Genomic DNA, 22904 nt, shown 5'->3' on the forward strand with positions numbered 1-22904 from the left:
AGTCCTTCCACGAGACCCAGACAAGGACGTCCACCGTGGCCATCAGCGTCTTCGACCTCTTCTCCATCGGCATCGGCCCGTCCAGCTCGCACACGGTCGGCCCGATGCGGGCGGCCCGGATGTTCGCGCACCGCCTGAAGTCGGAGGGACTGCTGGCCCGGACGGCCTCCGTCCGCGCCGAGCTGTTCGGCTCGCTCGGTGCCACCGGCCACGGCCACGGCACCCCCAAGGCCGTGCTGCTCGGCCTGGAGGGCAACTCCCCCCGCACCGTCGACGTCGACAGGGCCGACCTGGACGTGGAGCGGATAAACGCCGAGAAGCGCCTGCTCCTGCTGGGCGACCACGAGATCCCCTTCGACCCCGGCACCCAGTTGATCCTGCACCGCCGCCGGTCCCTGCCCTACCACGCCAACGGCATGACCCTGGCGGCGTACGACGCCGACGGCGTCCCGGTGCTGGAGAAGACCTACTACTCGGTCGGCGGCGGCTTCGTGGTGGACGAGGACGCGATCGGCGCGGACCGGGTCAAGCCGGACGACACCGTGCTGCGCTACCCCTTCCGCACCAGTGAGGAGCTGCTGCGCCTCACCCGCGAGACCGGCCTGTCCATCTCCGGCCTGATGCTGGAGAACGAGAAGGCCTGGCGCAGCGAGGCCGAGATCCGGGCCGGGCTGCTGGAGATCTGGGCCGTGATGAAGGAGTGCGTCGCGGCCGGCATGGCCCGCGAGGGCATCCTGCCGGGCGGGCTCAAGGTCCGCCGGCGCGCCGCCGCCGGGGCGCGGGCGCTGCGCGCCGAGGGCATCGGCCCGGCGAACGCGATGGAGTGGGTGACCCTCTACGCGATGGCCGTCAACGAGGAGAACGCCTCCGGCCAGCGGGTGGTCACCGCCCCCACCAACGGCGCGGCGGGCATCATCCCGGCCGTCCTGCACTACTACCTGAACTTCATCCCGGGCGCCGACGACGAGGGCATCGTCCGCTTCCTGCTGGCGGCCGGTGCGATCGGCATGCTCTTCAAGGAGAACGCCTCCATCTCCGGCGCCGAGGTCGGCTGCCAGGGCGAGGTCGGCTCCGCCTGCTCGATGGCGGCCGGCGGCCTGGCCGAGGTCCTCGGCGGCACCCCCGAGCAGGTCGAGAACGCCGCCGAGATCGGCATCGAGCACAACCTGGGCCTCACCTGCGACCCGGTCGGCGGCCTGGTCCAGATCCCCTGCATCGAGCGCAACGGCATGGCCTCGGTCAAGGCCGTCACCGCCGCCCGGATGGCCCTGCGCGGCGACGGCCGGCACCACGTCTCCCTCGACAAGGCGATCAAGACCATGAAGGAGACCGGCGCCGACATGAAGATCAAGTACAAGGAGACCTCGCGCGGCGGCCTCGCGGTGAACGTCATCGAGTGCTGACGCCCGCACCGCACTGAGACACCCCTGCCGAAGTCCCCGGTCCGCCCCCTGCCGGCCGGGGACTTCCGGCCTCATGGCCCCTCTGCTCAGCCAAGTGCCACTCGTCAACCAGCGTTGCCACCAGGTAGCACCTGGTGCCACCACCGTCCACGCTGATGGCATGACAGTGCAACCAGAGATCACTCAGCGGGATCTGCGCAGCAGATCGCGCGAGATCATGGATGCCGTCGAGGCCGGGCAGTCCTTCACGGTCACCCGCGACGGGCACCGAATCGGGGAACTTATCCCGGTCCGCCGCCGCAGGCGCTTCGTTCCTCGCGCGGAGTTCGCCGCGATGTCGCGCAGCGCGCCGGACATCTCCCTCGACGCGTTCCGTGCCGACCAGGACGCCACGGTCGAGCAGGCACCGGACGACCCATATGCGCGCTGAGCACTAACGGGGCCTGCTCGACACAACATCATGATCCTGCGCCGGTGGGTCGACCCGAGCGAACTTCCCGCCGAAATGGCCATCAGCGCGATCACGCTGGCCGAGTTGTCCGCCGGACCGCACGAAGTGCGGAGGAACGACGAGGCTCAGTTGGTCGCGCGGTCATCGGTTGTCCGCCGGGGCGGGTTGTGGGGCCTCGGAGGGCGAATCGCTCGGAGGGAGGCCGAGTTCGAGCCAGACGGTCTTGCCGATCCCGCACTCGCGGGGGTGGGCACCCCAGGCGTCGGCGAGGGCGGCGACCAGGGCGAGGCCCCGGCCGGACTCGTCCTCGGGTGCCGCCCGGCGCGGCTTCGGCATATCGCTGCTCGCGTCGGAGACCTCGACGCGCAGACGGTCGGCGTACCGGACGCAGCGGGCGGCGATGTGGCGGCCCCGGGGAGTGCGGGCGTGCCAACAGGCGTTGGTCATCAGCTCGCTGAGCAGCAGCACCGCCATCTCGGCCGTCTCGGAGGGGAGTTGCCAGGCGGCAGCCTGGTCGCGCAACAGGCTGCGGGCGCGGCCGACGCTGCGGAAGTGGCGCGGCAGGCGCCACTCGGCCTCCGGGGGCGCGGTGACGAGAGCTCTGGGCGAGGCGGGGCGCACGGTCATCAGGGTCCTTGGGACTCACAGTTGGCACTGGACGGGCCGTCGGATGTCATCCGGAAGGGGCGGATTCCGTCGATCGGCCCTCCTACGATCCCGTCACGGTCTTACTCTCAGGAGGCGCGGCGCGGGTACGGAGCGTGTTCGTACCGTCGCCGTCCCGAGAACAGGGAGTACGGGGTGACCAGCGAGGCGACTCCGCCACCGATGGCGTGGCGGTACTGTGGCAACCAGATCAAGCTCTGGCGCGAGCGGGCGGGCGTGACCCGCGAGGAGCTCGGCAAGGCCGCCGGATACGAGTACGAGACCATCAAGTCGATGGAGCAGGGGCGACGGAAGCCCATGCTGCGGGTGCTCCAGGTCGCGGACGAGATGTGCGGCGCAGGCGGCCTGTTGACCGCAGCGGCGGACTACATGAAACCGGAGAAGTTCCCCCCGCGCACGCAGGAGTTCATGGCGGCCGAGGACGACGCGATCGCTCTCCAGTGGTACGAGACCCTGCTGATCCCGGGCCTCCTGCAGACCGAAGACTACGCACGAGTTCTGATGAGCGACTTCTGCCCACCCCTGGACGATGAGACCGTCGAGGAGCGGGTGGCAGCCCGGATGCAACGACAGGAGAAGCTGACACGCAGACCGCCAGCGCTTTTCAGCTTCGTAATCTACGAGGCGGCCCTGCGGACCGGTGCGGGCGGCGCTGCGGTGATGAAGCACCAACTCCAGCACCTCGTGCAGGTAGGCAAGTTGCGCAATGTCTCGATTCAGGTACTTCCCACAAAGACGGCTGTCCAAGTCGGCCTCGACGGACCGTTCGTCCTGTTGGAGACCTCCGAGCACGAGCAGCTTGCTTATGAAGAGGGGCACGCCTCAGGTGCGTTGTACGGTGACCCGAAGAAGGTCAGTGCCTTCACTCAGCGCCATGGCATGATCCGCATGCAGGCCCTCAGTGTTGAGGAATCGGCGCGATTCATCGGCAAGTTGGCGGAGGAACTATGAGCACCCAACTGGTGTGGCGCAAGTCCAGCTACAGCGGCGGCGAGGGCGGCGCCTGCGTCGAGGTAGCCGCCACCCCCCACACCATCCACGTCCGCGACTCCAAGGACAAGGACGGCCCGCAACTGGCCTTCTCCCCCACCGCCTGGGCCGAGTTCGTCGCGTACGCCGCCCGGCAGAGCGTCGACTAGCCACTCACTCCCCCACCGGAATTCGCTGGCCAGGGCACGCCGCACCCGGCTATAGAACTGCCATGACCACCTGGCACATCGCCCCGGAAGCCTTCGACACCCCCGACGCGACCGCCCTGCGCCGCGACTACTACGACGAGGTCGCGAGCCGCTACTGGAAGCGGCCCGCGACCTCCCAGGAGATCGACCAGGGCCTCACCGACGACGGTGTCGAACTGCTCACCCCGGCCACGGGGCAGTTCGTCGTCGGCCGGTACGGCGGCGAGGCGGCCGCCTGCGGCGGGCTGCTGATGCTGGACGCCGAGCGCGCCGAGCTCACCCGGATCTACCTGCGCCCCGCCTTCCGTGGCCGGAACGGCGCGGGCCCGCTGCTGGAGCTGCTGGAGAGCGAGGCGCGCCTGCTCGGCGCCTCGCAGATGGTCCTCAACACCCGGCTCGACCTGGTCGAGGCCCGCGCACTGTACGTCCGCCACGGCTACGCCGAGATCCCGGCGTACTGCACGGGTCCGTACGTGCAGATCTGCTACGCCAAGGACCTCAGCCCGGCGGGCTGACCCCCGGTGGGCCGCCCCATGGAGCACCACCACCGCGCGGTCCGGCCGCCCCGGCCGCAGACTGCTTGGGTATCCCCGCAGAGAGGACCCGCGGTGTCCCAGACTCTCCTGCTCGCCGAGGACGACGCCGTCGAGCTGCTCGCGTACCTGGTGACGGCCGCCCGTACCCAGCTGGACGAGGCGGCCGAGTACGCCCCGCTGCGGCTGCTCACCGCCGCGGGCCGGCTGGCGGAGATGATCACCCCTCAGGCCGGCGCCGGGCTGCGGCCGTTGCTGCTGGAGGTCCGGCAGGGCTGCGTGGAGACGGCCGTCGGCGCGGATGAACCGGCGGGGTACACCGAGCGGCTGGACGCGCTGTGCCGGACGCTCGCCGCCCATCTGGTGGCCGCCCTGGACCTGGACGGGGCCGCCCGGTGAACGAGGTGCTCCGGGCCATCCGCAGCCGTCGTGTGGTGCGCGCCATGACGGCGGAGCCCGTCGAGCCGGAGTTGCTGCGCGCCGTGCTCGACAGCGCGCGCTTCGCGCCGCACGCCGGGAACCGCCGTCTGCACCACTACGTCGCCGTCACCCACCCGCCACTGCTGCGCGCGCTGCGGCTGGTCTCACCGGGGATGCTGCAGCACCCGGCTGCCGCGATCGTGGTCTGCGTCGACTGGGCCCGGGTCAGGCGTTACGGCTTCCCTGCAGCCGCCCGGGGCCCGTACGTGGACGTGGGCACCGCCGCCGCGACCATGCTGCTGGCGGCGCACGGCATCGGCCTGGGGGCCGGTCCGGTCACCTCGTTCAGCCGGGCGGCGGTGGCCATGCTGCTGGCCCTCCCTGACGAGGTGGTGCCCGAGCTGATCGTCTGCCTCGGCCACCCGGCCGCCGAGCAGCCGCCCGGGATGCGCCGTCGGGGCGGGCCCGCCTGGGACGACCTCGTCCAGTGGAACCGGGGTGGGGCCAGTGGTCGGAGCCGAACCCGTGACTGCACCCGCGGCTGAACCCACGGCGCGAGCACTCGATCGCTTTCCATGAGAGGCATGCCATTAAAGATCATTAATGAATATTCACAGGCGCCGACGTGAATTTATGCGCATACCCAAGGTTCAATAGATCGCAAACCTTCCAATCGAATTTGCTCCCGTACTGAGACCATGCGATAGTCGGACATGTCCGGACGCGCATGCGCCCGTCGACAACCCACGGCCTTCCAGCTGACCCGGTTCGGCCGTCACCCACCGCGCGGCACGCACCCCCTTGGCCAGCGCGGTGACCATGCAGGGGCCCCGACGACCGCACATCAGCGGGGCGGGGCCCCGCATCGTCCTCCGGGGCCTGCGGCCGGGCCTCAGGCCGACCGCTCGCGGATCTTCAGTTCGAGCCAGACGCCCTTGCCGCGCGGCAGCAAGTCCGCCCCCCAGCGCTCGGAGAGCGCGTCCACCAGCTTGATCCCGTGGCCGTGCTCGCTGCTGCCCGGCTCGGCCAGGACCAGGCAGGGCAGCGCCCGCGAGGAGTCGCGCACCTCCATCCGCAGCCAGCCCGGCCGCCGGCTGAGCCGGACGCTGACCGTCCGCCCGCCGGTGTGCCGGACCGCGTTGGCCATCAGCTCACCGGCGAGCAGTTCGCCGACCTCCAGCAGCTGCGGCAGCTGCCAGTCCTCCAGCACCGCGACGACGGCCCGTCTGACCACCCGGACCAGCTCCGGTCTGGACGGCAGGAAGACCTCCTGCTCGCCCGCGACCAGCTCGCAGAGCCGACTGAAGCACTCCTCCTCGAGTTGCCGAGGAGTGTGCAGCATCAGTGTCTCCGGGGCCGGAGACCGGTCGGCCGACCGGCCATCAGCAGCCAGGCCTGCTCCCGGATGTGATGCCCGTTCCGCTTCGCCCCATCCCGCCATGCGCCAATCATTGCGGAATGCAAGCGGCCGCGTACGGACAATGACGAAACGATCACTATTCATTTGGCATATGCCAGGCGCAAGTCAGCTTTGGCTAGGCCGAGCTGAGCCGGTGCCTACCACTTGCTCCAGCCGAGGTTCCAGCCGCTCAGTCCGTTGTCCGGAGCCACCTTGCCGCCGTTGGAGTTGACCACCGTGACCGGGTCGCCGACCAGCGAGGAACGGAAGAACTTCCCGGCGTTCGAGCTGTTGCTGCCGTGCTCGACGTCCTGCACCCCGATGCAGCCGTGGCTGACGTTGCGCTGGCCCATCGAGTCCACGGCCCAGTAGTTGCCGTGCACGTAGGTGCCGGAGTCGGTGAGCCGCAGCGCGTGCGGGACGTCCTTCAGGTCGTACTGCTCACCCTTGGGAGCGCTGGGCGCGGACTTCATCTCGATGTGCTCGTCCTTCGAAGAGATCACCATGATCCCGTTCCAGGAGTCGTAGCCCGGTTTGCCCGCGGTGATCGGGTAGCTGCTCACCCTCTTGCCGCCGCGGACCGTGGTCATGGTGTGCCTGGCCGCGTCGACCGTGGTGCGCTGGTCCCGGCCGATGGTGAAGGTCTGGTCGCTGTCCACCCCGCCGTAGACGCCGGGCGAGACCTGGACGTTGTTCAGCCGGTAGTGCACGGTCACCTTGGTGCCCGGCTTCCAGAACTTCTCCGGCCGGAAGTCCACCCGGTAGCTGCCGAACCAGTGGCCCTCGACCTTGCTGCCGTCGGAGGTGGTGAAGCTGATGGCCTTGTCGACGGCCGCCTTGTTCTGCACCGCCTTCCGGAAGTTGAGCGAGACGATCATCCCGACGCCGTACGTGCTGCCGCTGGTGACGTTGTCGTACGGCCCTGCGCTCTGCCGCTCGGCCGCGGCCGGCTGGGCCGCGAACGCGCCGCCCGCGCCGGCCGTCAGACCGCCGACCGCGGTCGTCAACACCAGTGCGGTGACTGCCACCCTTTGGGGCATCAACCTCATGTACCCGTCCTCCCCTGCGAGTTCGAACCGGCCGCGGCCGGTTTACCAGTTCTTCCAGTCCGTGTTCCAGCCGCTGAGGCCGTTGTCCGCGGCCACCTCGGCACCCTTGGAGTTCACCACGGTGACCGGGTCGCCGACCAGAGAGGAGCGGAAGTACTTGCCGGCGTCGGAGCCGTCGCTGCCGTACCGGGCGTCCTGCAGCCCGATGCAGCCGTGGCTCGCGTTGTAGGAGCCCATCGCGCCCACCGCCCAGGAGTTGCCGTGCACATAGGTGCCCGAGTCGGTGAGCCGCATCGCGTGCGGCACGTCGGAGAGGTCGTAGGACTCCGCCGCGGAGACGTTGCTGAGGCCCTGCGAACTCATCCTGGTGCGCTCGGCCTTCTCCTCGATGACCATGGTGCCGTTCCAGGAGTCGAAGCCCGGCTTGCCCGCGGTGATCGGGATGGTGTCGACGGTCTGGCCGTCGCGGACCACCGTCATGGTGTCCTTGCGGGCGTCGACCGTGGTCTGCTGGTCCCGGCCGATGGTGAAGGTCTGGTCGCTGTCCACCCCGCCGTAGACGTCGGGCGAGACCTCGACGCTCTTCAGCCGGTAGTGCACCGTCACCTTGGTGCCCGGCTTCCAGAACTTCTCCGGTCGGAAGTCCACCCGATCGTCGCCGAACCAGTGGCCCTTGACCACGCTGCCGTCCGATGCCTCGATGCTGATGCCCTTCAGGGCGGCGTCCTTGTCCTTCACCGCCTTCTTGAAGTTGAGCGAGACGATCATCCCGACGCCGTACGTGCTGCCGTCGTCGATGTTGTCGTGCGGGCCCGCGTCCTTCTCGGGGGTGAGGGTGCCGAAGGTGCTGTCCGCCTGGGTGCTGACGCCGTTGGCGTCACTGGCCAGCGCCGTCACCTTGTACTGCGAGGAGACCGCGAGGCCCGCCTTGGGCACCCAGCTGGCCCCGTCCGCGGATATCGCCCCGTCGACCGCCTTGCCGTCCTTGTCGGTCACCGTGACCTTGGTCAGCTTGCCGCTCGCCACCGACACCTTGAGCGCACCCGACGGCTTCACGTCGGTGGCGCCGGCCTTGGGCTCGATGTCGATCCGCGCCGCCGACACCGTCGGCTTTGGCGAAGCCGCCATCTTGGCGGCGGCCTGGTCGGAGCCGCCGCCACCCCCCGCACTGCAGGCCGCGGTGGCCAACACCAGTACCCCCGCGGTGAGTCCGCCCCGGATCCGCCTCATCTGCTCTGTCCCCCCCCTGTGAGTTGTACTGCGCCGAGACCGGCCGGCGACGGGGCCCGCGGCGTCGCGTGCCCCGTCGCCGCCCGGTCCGAGGTGCCGACGGCGCGGTCGGCCTACCAGTTCTTCCAGTCGATGTTCCAGCCGCTCAGGCCGTTGTAGGGCTTGACGTCCGGACCGACCGAGTTCTTGATGGTCACCACGTCACCGATGATCGAGTCGGCGTAGAACTTGCCCGCCGGAGTGTCGTCGCCGCCCGCGTCGCCGGGCGCGTCCCGCAGGCCGACGCAGCCGTGGCTGACGTTCTCGTGACCGAAGACGCTCGAGTCCGACCAGTTGTTGCCGTGCACATAGGTGCCCGTGTCGGTCAGGCGCAGCGAGTGCGGGACGGGGTGCTTGTACGGCGCGCCCTGCAGGCCCGGCACGGTGGAGGAGTCCATGATGGCCGAGCCCTCACGGGCCTCGATCACCATCGTGCCGTTGTAGGCCCGCCAGGACTCCGGCTCGGAGGCACCGGTACTGATCGGGATGGTCTGGACCACCTGGCCGTCCTTCTCGACGGTCATCTCGTGGGTCGAGGCGTCGACCGTGCTCTGCTTGTCACGGCCGATGGTGAAGGACTCGTCGAGGTCGCGCGCACCGTAGACGTCGGGCGCCACCTCGACGTTCTTCAGGTGGTAGTGCACCGCCACCTTGGTGCCCGACTTCCAGAACTTCTCCGGCCGGAAGTCGATGCGCGTGTCGTCGAACCAGTGGCCCTTCACCACGCTGCCGTCGCTGGCCTCGAACGTGATGTTCTTGGCCACGTCGTCCTTGTTCTTGACCGACTTCTTGAACTGCACCCGGACGATCATGCCGACACCGTAGGTGCCGTCCTTCGCCAGGTTGTCGCTGAAGTTGATGGTGTTCTCCGGGGTGAGCGTGCTGAAGCTGCTCTCGGCAGTGGCCACCACGCCCTTGTCGTCGGCGGCCTGGGCGCTGACCTTGTACTGCGAGGCGACCGCGAGGCCCGCCTTGGGCACCCAGCTGGCCCCGTCCGCGGATATCGCCCCGTCGACCGCCTTGCCGTCCTTGTCGGTCACCGTGACCTTGGTCAGCTTGCCGCTCGCCACCGAGACCTTCAGCCCGTCCGACGGCTTCACGTCGGTGGCACCGTTCTTCGGCGCGATCGCGATCTGCGCCGCCGACGCCGCCGCCTTGGACTCGGCCGTCTTGCCGCCGTCCGATGAGCCACCGCTGCCGCCGCTGCTGCAAGCCGTGGTCAGCGCCAGCGCGCCCCCGAGCAACCCGGCCACCAGGGCCCTGCGCACCGACTTCACTTTCGTCCCCTCATCACTGAATCCCAGCGGTATACACGCCGCATCCGCCCGATAAGTTGCGCCCGACACCGAGGATCGAGTCACGAAGGCACCACATCGGCCCGGCCACCCGATTCGGCGGCCGGACCCGTGCTGTCCGAACCGGCCTACCAGTTGGCCCAGCTCAGGTTCCAGCCGCTCAGACCGTTGTCCGGCTGGACCGTCTTGCCCTTGGAGTTGACCACCTTCACCACGTCGCCGACGATCGAGTCCGCGAAGAACTTCCCGGCGCTCGACGAGTCGTCCCCGCCCTTGGCGTCCTGCAGGCCGATGCAACCGTGGCTGGCGTTGGCCTTGCCGAACGCGCTGCCCCAGTAGTTGCCGTGCACGTAGGTGCCCGACGTGGTGAGCCGCATCGCGTGCGGCACGTCCGAGATGTCGTACTCGGAGCCCTTCACGTTGGAGACGGTGGCCGAGTTCATCCGGGTCACCTTCTCCTTGCTGGAGATGACCATGACGCCGTTCCAGGACGGGTTGTCGTCGTTGCCAGCCGTGATCGGGATGGTCTTGGTGCTGCCGCCCTGCTGGACCGTCATCTGGTGGGTGGCCGCGTCGACGGTGCTGGTCTTCTCCCGGCCGATCTTGAACGGCTCGTCCTTGTCCACGTCGCCGTAGACGCCGGGCGAGACCTCGACGCTCTTCAGCCGGTAGTGGATGGTCACCTTGGTGTCGGGCTTCCAGTACTTCTCCGGCCGGAAGTCCACCCGTCGGTCGCCGAACCAGTGGCCCTTCACCACGCTGCCGTCGCTGGCCTCGAAGGTGATGCCCTTGAGCACGTCGTCCTTGTTCTTGACCGCCTTGGTGAAGTTCACCGAGACGATCATGCCGACGCCGTAGGTGCCGTTGTCCGCGATGTTGTCGGTGGCGGCGGCGGTCTTCGCCGGCGAGAGCGTGGTGAAGCTGCTGGTCGCCGCGGAGACCAGCCCCGCCGAGTCCTTGGCCTGGGCGTTCACGGTGTAGGCGGTGCCGACCGCGAGCGCGGCGTCGGGCTTCCAGCTCTGCCCGTCGGAGGAAACCTTGCCGGTCACCGGCTTGCCGTCCTTGTCGGCCATCGTGACGCCGGTCAGCGTGCCACTGGCCACGGTGACCTGGAAACCGGCCGGAGCCACGTCGCTGGCGCCGTCCTTGGCCGAGACCGTCACCACGGCCGCCGAGGTCTTCGGCGCCGCCGAGGCCGACCCGCCGGCGGCGTCCCCGGAGGACGAGCCATCGGAGTTGCAGGCCGCGGTGAGCAGCAGCACGCCGCCCATCACCAGCGCGGCGCCGGCCCGCCGCCCCGCCCCGCGGACACCGCCGCGCCGAGCCGGGCCGTGGGTCATCGATATCGCGGCGCCGACCGCCTGATTGGGCTTCACTGCTGCTTTCCTCCCGGTATCCACACCGAATACACGCGTGACGCCCCCGGAAAAGTTGCACCGGGCCCGAAGATCGACCGGTCAGTGGCGGGCTGCGCAGGTCAGGATAGCTGGACCGGCTGAGTGAATCCTGGGTGGAGGTCGTGTGCACTCAGTGGACGGGCGGGGCCGCCGGACCGATCACGGTCGTCCACTGGGCCCAGGGCAGGTTCCACCCGTTGAGGCCGTTGTCGGCCAGCACCTGCACGCCCTCCTTGCCGCGCACCTGGACCACGTCGCCGACCAGCGAGTGCGTGTACAGCCAGCCGGCCGGGCCCTCGTCGTCGCCGCCCTTCGCGTCCTCCAGGCCGATGCAGCCGTGGCTGGTGTTGGCGCTGCCGAAGACCTCCTTGGGCGACCAGTAGTTGCCGTGCAGGAAGGTGCCGGACTGGGTCAGCCGCATCGCGTGCGGCACGTCCTTGATGTCGTAGTCGTCGCCGAGGCCCACGGTGTGCGAGTTCATCCGGGTCGCCTCGAACTTCTCCGAGACCACCATGGTGCCGAGATAGGTCGGGTGCTCGGAGCCGCCGGCCGAGACCGGCAGGGTGCGCAGCACCTGGGAACCCTGGCGGACGGTCAGCGTGTGGTCGTCCAGGTCCACCGTGCTGATCTGGGCCCGGCCCACGGTGAAGTGGACGTCCTTGCGCTGGATGCCGTAGACGCCGGGCGCGCCCTGCGCGTCCCTCAGCCGCAGCGACAGGGTGACCCGGGTGCCCGGCTGCCAGAACCGCTCCGGACGGATGTCCAGCCGCCGGTCGCCGAACCAGCGGCCGCGCACCGGCACCGGCGGCAGGACGTCGATCCCGATGCCCCGCTCGACGGCGACCCGGTCGGTGATCGGCCGGCTGAAGTGCAGCGAGACCGGCATGCCGACGCCCACCGTGCTGCCGTCCTCGGGGCTGAAGAACGCCGCGAAGGTGTGCTCGGGGGTGACGGTGGTGAAGGCGGTGTGGCTGACCGACCTCAGACCCCAGGCGTCCTTGGCCACCGTGTCCAGCCGGTAGGGGGTGGCCGGGGCGAGCCCGGCGTCCGGGGTCCACTCGGTGCCGTCCCGGCTGATCCGGCCGTTCAGCTGGTTCCCGCCGCGGTCGGTCAGCCGGACCGAGACCAGCCGGCCCTTCTCGACCTTCACCCTGACCGAACCGTCCAGCGGGACGTTCTGGTCGCCGTCCGCCGGGCTGGTGGTGATCACGGCGCGCGAGGACCGCGCGAAGTCGTCGGACACCGGGAGGTCGGAGCAGCCGCTGAGCAGCAGCAGCCCGAGCACCCCCGCACACCGCCCCAAGGCCCGTACCGCCGGGTGCATGCGCCGGCCCTCCCAGCTTCGGTTGTCCCGTCTCCGCCGCCCGATGCCGGTGATAACGACCGCATCGTCGGGTGGACACGAGGGAACGATTTCATTCGGCGGACGCCGGGAGGACCAGCGTAAGGAAAGAATCGTTCACGGTCCGTCACGAGACACACCGTCACGTGACACCGGCGGCCGATCAGGGAACAAGAGGGAGGCGGGGAACGGGACTCCCCGCGCTGGGAGGGTGCGGCCATGGCAGCGTGGCAGGAGCTGGGGCAGAAGGCCCGTCGACGTGCGCCCGGCAGAGCCCACCCGGGCGGCACCACCCCGCCACCCGCAACCGCCGCCCCCTGGCCCGGTAGCTGGCAGCCGCTCGGAGCCCGCTTCCGCGCCGGCCCGGCCGGACGCCGGGGCACCAACTTCGCGCTCTGGGCGGCCGGGGCCGAGGCCGTGGAACTCTGCCTGTTCGACGAGGACGGCCAGGAGACCCGGCACACGCTCACCGAGCAGACCTTCCAGACCTGGCACGGCTACCTGCCCGGCGTCCTGCCCGGCACCCGCTACGGCTACCGGGTGCACGGCCGCTGGGACCCGTGGACCGGCGCCCGCTGGAACCCGGCCAAACTGCTGCTCGACCCGTACGCCCGCGCCATCGACGGCCACTACACCAGCCACGACGCGGTCTGCACCGCCGTCCGCAACTGGCCCGAGCGCGAGGTCGCCGACACCGTGAGGGACAACCGGGACTCCGCCCCGTACGTGCCCAGGGCCGTGGTGGTCCATGACGACGACGACTGGTACGACGACCACCGGCCCAAGACCCCGTGGGCCGAGACCGTCCTGTACGAGCTGCACGTCCGGGGCTTCACCATGCGCCACCCGGGTGTTCCACCGGAGCTGCGCGGCACCTACGCGGGCCTGGCCCACCCCGCGGCGCTGGAGTACCTGGTGGACCTCGGCGTCACCGCCGTCGAACTGCTGCCGGTCCACCACCACGTCAGCGAGGACCACCTCCAGCAGCGCGGGCTCACCAACTACTGGGGCTACAACACGCTCGGCTACTTCGCCCCGCACGCCGGGTACTCCGCCTGCGGCAGCCGGGGCCAGCAGGTCGGCGAGTTCAAGCGGATGGTGCGGGCCCTGCACGCGGCGGGCATCGAGGTGATCCTCGACGTGGTCTACAACCACACCGCCGAGAGCGGTGTGATGGGGCCGGCCCTCTCGCTGCGCGGCATCGACAACACCGCGTACTACCGGCTCGACCGAAGCCGCCGCGGCTACGCCGACTACACCGGCTGCGGCAACACCCTGGACACCCGGCAGCCGCAGGTGGTCCGCCTGATCACCGACTCGCTGCGCTACTGGGTCACCGAGATGGGCGTGGACGGCTTCCGCTTCGACCTCGCCGCGGCGCTCGCCCGGGGCGGCGACGGCGTCGACATGCACCACCCCTTCCTGGCCGCGGTCTCCCAGGACCCGGTGCTCAGCCGGGTCAAGCTGATCGCCGAACCCTGGGACGTCGCCCCCGGCGGCTACCAGGTCGGCGGCTTCCCCCCGCTGTGGGCCGAGTGGAACGACAAGTACCGCGACACCGTCCGGGACTTCTGGCGCGGCGCCCGCCGCGACGTACGGGAGCTGGGCTACCGGCTCTCCGGCTCCTCCGACCTCTACCAGCGCGGCGGGCGCCGGCCGTACGCCTCCGTCAACTACGTCACCGCCCACGACGGCTTCACCCTGCGAGACCTGGTCTCCTACCAGTGCAAGCACAACGAGGCCAACGGCGAGGACAACCGGGACGGCACCGACGACAACCGCTCCTGGAACTGCGGCGCCGAGGGCGAGACGCCCGACCCCGCCGTCCGGGACCTGAGGCACCGCCAACTGCGCAACATGATCAGCACACTGCTGCTCTCCACCGGCGTCCCGATGCTCACCGCCGGGGACGAGCTCGGCCGCACCCAGGGCGGCAACAACAACGCCTACTGCCAGGACAGTGCGGCCAGTTGGCTGGACTGGTCACTGCTGGAGGACCCGGACTGGCGGGCACTGCACGACGTGACCGCCCGACTGATCCGGCTGCGGCGGGAGCACCCGGTGCTACGGCAGCGCGCCTTCTTCTCCGGACACGCGACGGTGCCCGGCGGGCAGCAGGACCTGACCTGGTTCAACGCGCGCGGACGGGAGATGACCGAGGCGGACTGGTTCGCGCCGACCGCCGTACTCGGCATGCTGCTCTCCGGCAGCGCGATGTCCGAACGGGACGAGCACGGCTGCGCGCTCACGGACGACAGCTTCCTGTTCCTGCTCAACTCCGGTCCCCAGAGCCTCCCCTTCACCCTCCCCGGCGCACCCTGGGCCACCGCCTACGAGTCCGTCCTGGACACCGCCCGCCCCGAGCTCACCAGCTGCACCCACCAGGCCCTGACCACCATCCAACTCGCGTCCCGCTCCTGCCGGTTGCTCCGCATCGACGCGGACCAGCCGCCCATGCCCGCGCGGAACGGCGCAGCCGGCACCCCGTCGCCGTAACGGTCCCGGACTAGGCCTTTCTGAATCCGAAGCCCGGTGTGACCATGGCCAGTTCATGTCGTCCGGCCCGTAAAACCAGATGAGAAGTGGCGACCGCCGCGCCTACCCTCTGCGCGATGGCCACGAACCAAACCCCCGTTCCCGTCCACCGGTCCACGGTGCGCTCACTGCTGCGCCTGTGGCCCTACGCGCGCGAGATCCGCTGGCGGATCGCCGGCTCGGTCACCGCCGCGCTGATCGCCTCCGGCAGCGTGCTGGTCGTACCACTGGTGCTCCGCGCCATCGTGGACGGCCCGATCGCCGACCACGACCTGCACGCGCTCTGGCCGCTGGCCGGAGTGCTCCTGCTGCTCGGTCTGGCCGAGGCCGGACTGTTCGGCGTCCGCCGGCTGCTCGTGGCCCGCCCGCTCGCCCGGGTGGAACAGGCCATGCGCGGCGACCTCTACGCCAAGCTCCAGCGCCTGCCGGTCTCCTTCCACGACCGCTGGCCGTCGGGGCAGTTGCTCTCCCGGGCCACCTCCGACATGTTCACCATGCGGCTGTTCCTGGCCTTCCCGCTGGTCTTCCTGATCGTCAACTCGCTGGTCTTCCTGACCGGTACGGTGCTGATGTTCACCCTGGACTGGCGGCTCGGCCTGATCACCCTGCTGCCCGCCGTACCGCTGGTGATGCTCACCCGCCACTTCGAGAGCAAGTACGCCGCCCTCGCCCGCCGCGCCCAGGACCAGACCGGCGACCTGGCCACCGTGATCGAGGAGTCCATCCTCGGCATCCGGATCCTCAAGGCCTTCGGCCGCCACCGCACCATGGCCGAGCGCTTCCGGCAGCAGGCCCGCGAACTGCGCGGCACCGAACTGGCCAAGGCCGACCAGCTGGCCAACCTGTGGGCCGTGATCGTCGGCCTGCCGGAGATCGCCCTCGGCTTCGCCCTCGCCCTCGGCGCGGTCCGGGTCGCCGACGACCAGCTCACCGCCGGCACCCTGGTCGCCTTCCTCTCCACCGCGCTCGCCCTGCGCTGGCCCGTCGAGTCGCTGGGCTGGCTGCTCGCGTACGCCAACGAGGCCGCCACCGCGACGGACCGATTCTTCGAGGTGATGGACGAACCCGAGCACGCCGACCAGCCCTCCGGCCACCCCGCCGAGGCGGACCGGGGCATCCGGTTCAGCGACGTCCGCTTCCGCTACCCGGACGCCCCCGCCGACTCCCCCGACCTGCTGTGCGGGATCGACCTGCACATCCGCAGCGGCGAGACGATGGCCCTGGTCGGGGCGACCGGCAGCGGCAAGACCACCCTCACCGCGCTGCTCCCCCGGCTCTACGAGGCCACCGGCGGCCGGATCACCCTGGACGGCACCGACATCAGGGACATCCCCCGGCAGCAGCTGCGCGAGCTGGTCTCGGTCGCCTTCGAGGAGCCGACGCTGTTCTCGGCCACGGTCCGGGAGAACGTGCTGATGGGCTCGCCCGGCGCCGACGACGACCGGCTAGCGGCCGCCCTGGCCACCGCCCAAGCGGGCTTCGTCGACCGGCTGCCCGCCGGGGTCGACACCCAGGTCGGCGAGCAGGGGCTGAGCCTCTCCGGCGGCCAGCGCCAGCGCCTGGCACTGGCCCGCGCGGTGGTCGGCGAACCCGGCTTCCTGGTGCTGGACGACCCGCTCTCCGCACTGGACGTGCACACCGAGTCCCTGGTCGAGCAGGCGCTGCGCCGGGTCCTCGGCTCCACCACCGCGCTGGTGGTGGCGCACCGGCCGAGCACCGTACTGCTCGCCGACCGGGTCGCGGTCCTCGACCGGGGCCGGATCGTCGCCGTCGGCACCCACCAGGAACTGCTGCAGAGCTCGCCGGTGTACCGCGAGCTGATGTCGGGCGCGCCGGCGCCGAAAGCCCCCGCGCTCGAAGGGAGCCCCGCCTGATGACCACCACCGTCGAACCCGCGAAGTCCGCTCCGGACACGGAGGACGTCAGCGAGGCCGACCGGCTCCCGCCGGTGGCCGAGGACGAGGGCGAGGACATCCCCGTCCCGCCCGGTGCCGCCCGCGCCCTGCTGCGCGAACTGCTCGGCCCGCACCGCGGCCGGATCGCCGTCGCGATGCTGGCGATCCTGGTCCAGCAGGCCGCGCTGCAGTCGGGCCCGCTGCTGGTCGCCGTCGCGATGGACCGGGGCATCCCGGCGCTGCGCCACCACGACAGCGGCCCGCTGGTCGCCGTGATCGCCGCCTACCTGGGCTGCGGTCTGCTGAGCACCGCGCTGCAGTGGGCGTTCATCCGCCTCAGCGGCCGGATCAACCAGGACATCCTGCTCGACCTGCGCGGCCGGCTCTTCGAGCACGCCCAGCGGCTCAGCCTGGACTTCCACGAGCGCTACACCTCGGGCCGGATCATCTCCCGGGCCACCAGCGACGTGGACGCCCTGCGCGAGTTGCTCTCCGAGGGCCTCCAGGAACTGCTGACGGTCATCCTCTCGGTCTGCTACATCACCGTGGTCCTGCTGGTGATGGACTGGCGCCTGGGCCTGGCGGCCCTGGTCTCCTTCCTGCCGATGTACCTGGCCATCCGCTCGTTCCGGCACCGCTCGCTGCGGGTCTACCGGCGTTCCCGGACGGCGTCGGCCGAACTGATCGTCAAGTTCACCGAGACCATGAACGGCATCCGCCCGGTCCAGGCGTTCCGCCGCGAGGCCGCCAACAACGAGAGCTTCGCCGCCGCCAACCGCCACTCGGCCGTCGCCACCGCGGACAGCCTGCTGGAGATGGCGCGCTACGTCGGCAGCTCCCGGGCCACCGCCAACACCTGGATCACCGGCGTGGTGGTGCTCGGCGCCTTCCTGGTCAACGACGGCAGCCTGGAACTCGGCGTACTCACGGCCTTCGTGCTCTACCTGCGGCGGCTGTACGACCCGATCGACCAACTGGCGATGTTCCTGAACAGCTACCAGTCGGCGGCCGCGGCCCTGGAGAAGATGGCCGGCCTGCTCGCCCACGAGCCCGCCGTGGCCGAGCCCGCCTCCCCGGTCGCCCTCAAGGCGGGCGGGCGGGTCAAGGGCCGCGAGGTGGCCTTCGAACAGGTCCGCTTCGCGTACCGGACGGGCAAGGAGGTACTGCCCACCTTCGACCTGGTGCTGCCCGCCGGGCAGACCACCGCCGTGGTCGGCGCGACCGGGGCCGGCAAGTCCACCCTGGCCAAGCTGCTCGCCCGGTTCTACGACCCGACCGGCGGCCGGGTCACCCTGGACGGTGTCGACCTGCGTGACCTGTCCGCCGCCGACCTCCGGCGCGGGGTGGTCATGGTGACCCAGGAGTCCTTCCTGTTCTCCGGCACGGTCGCCGAGAACATCGCCATCGGCAAGCCCGGTGCCTCCCGCGAGGAGGTCGAGCAGGCGGCCCGGGAGATCGGCGCCCACGAGTTCATCGCGGCACTGCCCGACGGTTTCGACACCGACGTCCGCAAGCGCGGCGGCCGGATCTCGGCGGGGCAGCGGCAGCTGGTGGCGTTCGCCCGCGCCCTGCTCGCCGACCCGGCGGTGCTGATCCTGGACGAGGCCACCTCCTCGCTGGACGTGCCGGGGGAGCAGGCGGTGCAGCGCGCCATGCAGACCGTGCTGGCCGGTCGGACGGCCGTGATCATCGCGCACCGGCTCTCCACGGTGGAGATCGCCGACCGGGTCCTGGTCATGGACCAGGGCCGGATCGTCGAGGACGGCGCCCCCGCCGAACTTATCGACGGACGGGGGCGCTTCGCCGACCTCCACCACGCCTGGCGGGAGAGCCTCGTCTGAGGAACCGGGCTGCCGCCCCGCCGGTGCCGGCTACCTGAGCAGGCCCGCGTCCATGCCGGCCGTCTCGGCGGGGAGGGCGACCAGGCCGGGCTCGGCCGGGGAGGCGAGCAGGCGGTGGGTGGGCAGCACGCGGACGGTGTAGCCGAAGGGACCGGTACGGGAGAGTTCGAGTGAGCCCTCGTATCGGTGCCGGCCGTCGAGGTCGGCGCCGCCGGTCGGCTTGAGCTGCAGCACGACGCCGTCGGAGATCGCGTCGGACTCGTCCACCCGCCCGGACACCACCTGCACCTCGACGTCGGCCGGATCCAGCCGGCCGAGCGAGACCTGGACCCGGAGGGTGAGCGTGGAGCCCAGCTCCTGGGCCTCGGCCAGCCCCTCGGCCTCGACGTGCTCGACCCGCACGCCCGGCCACCCCTCGCGGACCCGTGCCTTCCACTGCGCCAGCTCCCGCGCCCCGGCGCACGAGGGCTCGCCGAGCACCACCGCGCCGCTGAGCTCCCGCCGGGCCGCCGCCGCCGGCGCGTACAGCCGCTCGACGTACTCCCGGACCATCCGCCCGGCCAGGACCTTCGGACCTAGCGTGACCAAGGTGTGCCGGACCATGGCGATCCAGCGGTGCGGCAGCCCGTCCGCGCCCCGGTCGTAGAACCGGCCGGCGACCTGGTGCTCGATCAGGTCGTAGAGCGCGGCGGCCTCGAGGTCGTCCCGGCGCTCGGCCTCGGAGCTGTCCGGGTCGAGGGCGGAGCCGATGCCGTCGGCGGTCGGGATGGCCCAGCCGTTCTGGCCGTCGTACCACTCGTCCCACCAGCCGTCCAGGATGGAGAGGTTGAGGCAGCCGTTGAGGGCCGCCTTCATCCCGGAGGTACCGCAGGCCTCCAGCGGGCGGAGCGGGTTGTTCAGCCAGACGTCGCAGCCGGGGTAGAGGTGCTGGGCCATGGCCATGTCGTAGTCGGGCAGGAAGACGATCCGGTGCCGGACCGCCGGGTCGTCGGCGAACGCGACCAGCTGCTGGATCAGGCGCTTGCCGCCGTCGTCGGCCGGATGGGCCTTGCCCGCGACCACGATCTGCACCGGCCTGGTCGGGTGCAGCAGCAGCTCCCGCAGCCTGCCCCGGTCCCGAAGCATCAGGGTGAGCCGCTTGTACGACGGGACCCGCCGGGCGAAGCCGATGGTGAGCACGTCCGGGTCCAGCACGCTGGAGACCCAGCCGAGCTCGGCCTCACCCGCGCCGCGCTGGCGCCAGGAGGCGCGCAGCCGCTGCCGGGCCTCCTCGACCAGCTGGCCGCGAAGGGTGCGGCGCAGCTCCCAGATCTCGCTGTTGCCGATCCGCTCCAGACCCGTCCAGCGCTTGGCCTCACCGGTCATCAGGGCGTCCTCGGCGCGCTCCAGGCCGATCTCGGCGGCGCCGGCCTGGAACACGGCCGGGTCGATCCAGGTGGGTGCGTGGACGCCGTTGGTGATCGAGACGATCGGGACCTCGGCGGCGTCGAATCCGGGCCAGAGCCCGTTGAACATGGACCGGCTGACCTGGCCGTGCAGGGTGGAGACCCCGTTGGCCCGCTGGGCCAGCCGCAGGCCCATGGCGGCCATGTTGAACAGCTTGGGGTCGCCGCCCTCCCAGCTCTCGGCGCCGAGGGCCAGCACCTGCTCGACGGGCACCCCGGGCAGCGCGGCGTCGCCGCTGAAGTGGCGGGCCACCAGATCGCGGTCGAAGCGGTCGATCCCGGCGGGGACGGGGGTGTGGGTGGTGAAGACCGTGCCGGCCCGGACGGCCTCCAGGGCGGCGGCGAAGTCCAGACCCGGCTCGGCGGCGTCCTTCCGGTCGATCAGCTCGCGGATCCGCTCGACGCCGAGGAAGCCGGCGTGGCCCTCGTTGGTGTGGAAGACCTCGGGTTCGAGGTGGCCGGTCAGCCGGCAGTAGGTGCGCACCGCGCGGACGCCGCCGATGCCGAGCAGCATCTCCTGGAGCAGCCGGTGCTCGCTGCCGCCGCCGTAGAGGCGGTCGGTGACGTCGCGGTCGGCCGGGCTGTTGGGCTCGATGTCGGAGTCGAGCAGCAGCAGCGGCACCCGCCCGACCTGGGCCTTCCAGATGTGGGCGGCGAGGGTGCGCCCGGCCGGCAGGGCCAGGTCGACCCGGCAGGGGCTGCCGTCGCTCTCCCTCAGCAGGCTGACGGCCAGCTCGTCCGGGTCGAGCAGCGGGTAGCGCTCCAGCTGCCAGCCGTCCCTGGAGAGCGACTGGCGGAAGTAGCCGTGCCGGTAGAACAGGCCGACGCCGATGATCGGCACCCCGAGGTCGCTGGCGGCCTTGAGGTGGTCGCCGGCCAGGATGCCGAGCCCACCGGAGTACTGGGGCAGTGCGGCGGCGATCCCGTACTCGGGTGAGAAGTAGGCGACGGCGGCGGGCAGCGGGCCGCTGCGGTCGCCCAGGGGTGCGGCGGACTGGTACCAGCGCGGTCCGGTGAGGTAGTCGCGCAGGTCGTCGTGGAGGTCGCCGAGTCTGCGCAGGAATCGGCGGTCGCCGGCCAGCGCGGCCAGCCGGGTCGCCGGGACCTCGCCGAGCAGCCGTACCGGGTCCTCGCCGACCGCGGCCCAGACCTCCGGGTCGACGGAGCGGAACAGCTCCCTCGTCTCGGGGTGCCAGGACCAGCGGAGATTGAGCGCGAGTTCATGCAGCGGCTGGAGTTGTTCGGGCAGGACGGTGCGGACGGTGAATCTGCGGATTGCCTTCACGGCGTGAAGCCTAGACCCCTGCACTGAGGTGACTAGTCGTCAACTGTCGTATTGCGCACCCGTTCGGGCTATTGATGAGATCACATTCGGCGCACAGGGCCACACGGGGCGCGCGGGGGCGCGTGTCATGGCCCAGCTGCGCTCCAGGCGCATGAACAGCCGGGAACAGCTCCGTTTCCGCTGGCCGATATGCCCCTGCCTACCGTCCGAAATCACGTGCTTACCCATACGCAGGGCTTGCCGGTGGTGCGAGGATGCACAAAGGTCGTTGGTGCTGCGGGAAGTGCGATCCGGGTGGCGCCTCCCTGCTGCCCCACGGCCGGAGATCCATGCGTTGACGAACCATCAAGCGCCTTCGTAGCCCATTCGGCCTCAGCCGCCGTCCTCACGCGTGTCCTGGCTCATGATCTGCTCGTTCACGGGTGGGTCGGGTCACTCCGGGGCGTGCTCCGAGGGCTGCGCGCCGGGACGCGCGCACGGCGGCGCGGGCAGGTCTTCCAGCCGGCCGTACGTACGTCTTCCCCCACACCCACGTAGTCCTCCCGGTACTTCCCCGGCCCCGCACGGCCCGCGGGAGCTGCCGCCGATCTCGGGCAGGAGTTTGGCATGCACGGCGACACACGGGACCAGTCCATCTCGGTGGCGGGCGGCCCCGATACACCCTCAGAGGCGGAACCGCCACTGCCGTCTCCTCGTGCGGCGGCCAACCGGGACGCTGACCGTCAGACTCCTGATCAACGGACCCCGCGCGGGGCCGCCGCCCGGAAGGCCGCGACGCCTCGCGAGCCGGCGCCCCGGGCCTCCACCGCCCGTAGGGCCCCCGCCCGCAAGACAGAGAGCGACACCGTGATCGGCCGCATCCCCGTCCTTGACGTCACCCCCCTGATCGACGCCGGGCGCCGTCCGGCGAAGGCCGTGGTCGGGGAGAGTTTCCTGGTCACCGCCACCGTCTTCCGCGAGGGCCACGACGCGGTCAACGCCAACGTGGTGCTGCGCGACCCGCGCGGCCGCAGCGGCCCGTGGACGCCGATGCGCGAGCTGGCGCCCGGTACCGACCGCTGGGGCGCGTACATCGCCCCGAGCGCCCCCGGGCGCTGGACCTACCTGGTGGAGGCCTGGTCCGACCCCGTCGAGAGCTGGCGCAAGACCGCCGCGGTGAAGCTACCCGCCGGGATCGACACGGCGCTCGTCCTGGAGGAGGGCGCGAACCTGCTGGAACGCGCCGCCGCAGGCGTCCCGAAGAAGGAGGGGCGCGCGCACGTCCTCAGCGCCGTGGACGCGCTGCGCGACCCCGGGCTGCCCCCGCTCAGCCGGCTGGCCGCCGCCCTCGCGCCCGAGGTGACCGAACTGCTGGCCCGCTACCCGCTGCGCGAACTGGTCAGCGCCTCCCGACCGCTGCCGCTCCAGGTGGACCGGCAGCGGGCGCTGTTCGGGTCCTGGTACGAGTTCTTCCCGCGTTCGGAGGGCGCGCTGGTGGACCCGGACGGCAACGTCCCGCCGG

19 protein-coding genes are annotated in these 22904 nt (G+C 70.9%); 11 read left to right on the forward strand and 8 right to left on the reverse strand.

Annotated features, from left to right (window positions below; all coding sequences use genetic code 11):
* The first annotated feature begins 35 nt into the window (after nucleotides 1-35).
* Together ACZ5ON_RS30135 and ACZ5ON_RS30140 are read left to right on the forward strand one after the other, a co-directional pair.
* Complete coding sequence (locus ACZ5ON_RS30135; RefSeq protein ID WP_465599327.1) at nucleotides 36-1403, forward strand: L-serine ammonia-lyase; 1368 nt, start codon at nucleotides 36-38, stop codon at nucleotides 1401-1403.
* A gap of 160 nt (nucleotides 1404-1563) precedes the next feature.
* On the forward strand, nucleotides 1564-1833 hold the full coding sequence (locus ACZ5ON_RS30140; protein WP_465599329.1) for a type II toxin-antitoxin system prevent-host-death family antitoxin: 270 nt from the start codon (nucleotides 1564-1566) through the stop codon (nucleotides 1831-1833).
* Nucleotides 1834-1995: 162 nt separating this feature from the next.
* On the opposite strand, the gene ACZ5ON_RS30145 is transcribed toward ACZ5ON_RS30140, so the two are convergent.
* The gene (locus tag ACZ5ON_RS30145; protein ID WP_465599331.1) at nucleotides 1996-2481 is read right to left on the reverse strand and encodes an ATP-binding protein; all 486 of its coding nucleotides are present in this window, start codon (nucleotides 2479-2481) and stop codon (nucleotides 1996-1998) included.
* Between the two features lie 174 nt (nucleotides 2482-2655).
* On the opposite strand from ACZ5ON_RS30145, the gene ACZ5ON_RS30150 reads away from it, so the two are divergent.
* The 5 genes from ACZ5ON_RS30150 (at nucleotide 2656) to ACZ5ON_RS30170 (ending at nucleotide 5196) form a co-directional block, all read left to right on the forward strand.
* Complete coding sequence (locus ACZ5ON_RS30150; protein WP_465599333.1) at nucleotides 2656-3471, forward strand: helix-turn-helix domain-containing protein; 816 nt, start codon at nucleotides 2656-2658, stop codon at nucleotides 3469-3471.
* Nucleotides 3468-3659, forward strand: a complete 192-nt coding sequence (locus tag ACZ5ON_RS30155; RefSeq protein WP_465599335.1) for a DUF397 domain-containing protein — start codon at nucleotides 3468-3470, stop codon at nucleotides 3657-3659. Before ACZ5ON_RS30150 ends, ACZ5ON_RS30155 begins: the two co-directional genes overlap by 4 nt.
* Nucleotides 3660-3721: 62 nt before the next feature.
* On the forward strand, nucleotides 3722-4213 hold the full coding sequence (locus tag ACZ5ON_RS30160; protein ID WP_465599337.1) for a GNAT family N-acetyltransferase: 492 nt from the start codon (nucleotides 3722-3724) through the stop codon (nucleotides 4211-4213).
* Between the two features lie 93 nt (nucleotides 4214-4306).
* Nucleotides 4307-4630 (forward strand): DUF6092 family protein, encoded by a 324-nt coding sequence (locus tag ACZ5ON_RS30165; RefSeq protein WP_465599339.1) that lies wholly within the window; start codon nucleotides 4307-4309, stop codon nucleotides 4628-4630.
* Between the two features lie 5 nt (nucleotides 4631-4635).
* A complete protein-coding gene (locus tag ACZ5ON_RS30170) occupies nucleotides 4636-5196 on the forward strand; it encodes a nitroreductase family protein (protein WP_465599367.1) in 561 nt (186 codons plus the stop codon).
* A 347-nt stretch (nucleotides 5197-5543) separates the two neighbouring features.
* Here ACZ5ON_RS30170 and ACZ5ON_RS30175 read toward each other — a convergent pair whose 3' ends face one another.
* From ACZ5ON_RS30175 to ACZ5ON_RS30200, 6 genes are all read right to left on the reverse strand, one after another.
* Nucleotides 5544-5993: an ATP-binding protein gene (locus ACZ5ON_RS30175; RefSeq protein WP_465599341.1), complete on the reverse strand. Its 450-nt coding sequence runs from the start codon at nucleotides 5991-5993 to the stop codon at nucleotides 5544-5546.
* A gap of 215 nt (nucleotides 5994-6208) precedes the next feature.
* Nucleotides 6209-7078, reverse strand: coding sequence for a L,D-transpeptidase (locus ACZ5ON_RS30180; protein ID WP_465599343.1), 870 nt, complete (start codon nucleotides 7076-7078; stop codon nucleotides 6209-6211).
* Between the two features lie 63 nt (nucleotides 7079-7141).
* Nucleotides 7142-8329: a L,D-transpeptidase gene (locus ACZ5ON_RS30185; protein WP_465599345.1), complete on the reverse strand. Its 1188-nt coding sequence runs from the start codon at nucleotides 8327-8329 to the stop codon at nucleotides 7142-7144.
* A 113-nt stretch (nucleotides 8330-8442) separates the two neighbouring features.
* Entirely contained in the window at nucleotides 8443-9636 is a 1194-nt protein-coding gene (locus ACZ5ON_RS30190; RefSeq protein WP_465599347.1) for a L,D-transpeptidase, read from the reverse strand.
* A 155-nt stretch (nucleotides 9637-9791) separates the two neighbouring features.
* Nucleotides 9792-11039: a L,D-transpeptidase gene (locus tag ACZ5ON_RS30195; RefSeq protein WP_465599349.1), complete on the reverse strand. Its 1248-nt coding sequence runs from the start codon at nucleotides 11037-11039 to the stop codon at nucleotides 9792-9794.
* Between the two features lie 151 nt (nucleotides 11040-11190).
* The gene (locus tag ACZ5ON_RS30200) at nucleotides 11191-12384 is read right to left on the reverse strand and encodes a L,D-transpeptidase (RefSeq protein WP_465599351.1); all 1194 of its coding nucleotides are present in this window, start codon (nucleotides 12382-12384) and stop codon (nucleotides 11191-11193) included.
* Between the two features lie 237 nt (nucleotides 12385-12621).
* Here ACZ5ON_RS30200 and glgX point away from each other — a divergent pair, with 237 nt between their 5' ends.
* The 3 genes from glgX (at nucleotide 12622) to ACZ5ON_RS30215 (ending at nucleotide 18673) form a co-directional block, all read left to right on the forward strand.
* Complete coding sequence (gene glgX / locus ACZ5ON_RS30205; protein WP_465599353.1) at nucleotides 12622-14898, forward strand: glycogen debranching protein GlgX; 2277 nt, start codon at nucleotides 12622-12624, stop codon at nucleotides 14896-14898.
* Nucleotides 14899-15014: 116 nt separating this feature from the next.
* Nucleotides 15015-16811, forward strand: coding sequence for an ABC transporter ATP-binding protein (locus ACZ5ON_RS30210; RefSeq protein WP_465599355.1), 1797 nt, complete (start codon nucleotides 15015-15017; stop codon nucleotides 16809-16811).
* Nucleotides 16811-18673: an ABC transporter ATP-binding protein gene (locus tag ACZ5ON_RS30215; RefSeq protein ID WP_465599357.1), complete on the forward strand. Its 1863-nt coding sequence runs from the start codon at nucleotides 16811-16813 to the stop codon at nucleotides 18671-18673. Before ACZ5ON_RS30210 ends, ACZ5ON_RS30215 begins: the two co-directional genes overlap by 1 nt.
* A gap of 30 nt (nucleotides 18674-18703) precedes the next feature.
* Here ACZ5ON_RS30215 and glgP read toward each other — a convergent pair whose 3' ends face one another.
* Nucleotides 18704-21403, reverse strand: a complete 2700-nt coding sequence (glgP, locus tag ACZ5ON_RS30220; protein ID WP_465599359.1) for an alpha-glucan family phosphorylase — start codon at nucleotides 21401-21403, stop codon at nucleotides 18704-18706.
* Nucleotides 21404-22249: 846 nt separating this feature from the next.
* Between glgP and ACZ5ON_RS30225 the strand changes: the two genes are divergently transcribed.
* Nucleotides 22250-22904 (forward strand): maltotransferase domain-containing protein (locus tag ACZ5ON_RS30225; protein WP_465599361.1); only part of this gene is annotated, 655 nt, incomplete at its 3' end.

Source organism: Kitasatospora sp. NPDC032150 (assembly GCF_055579945.1).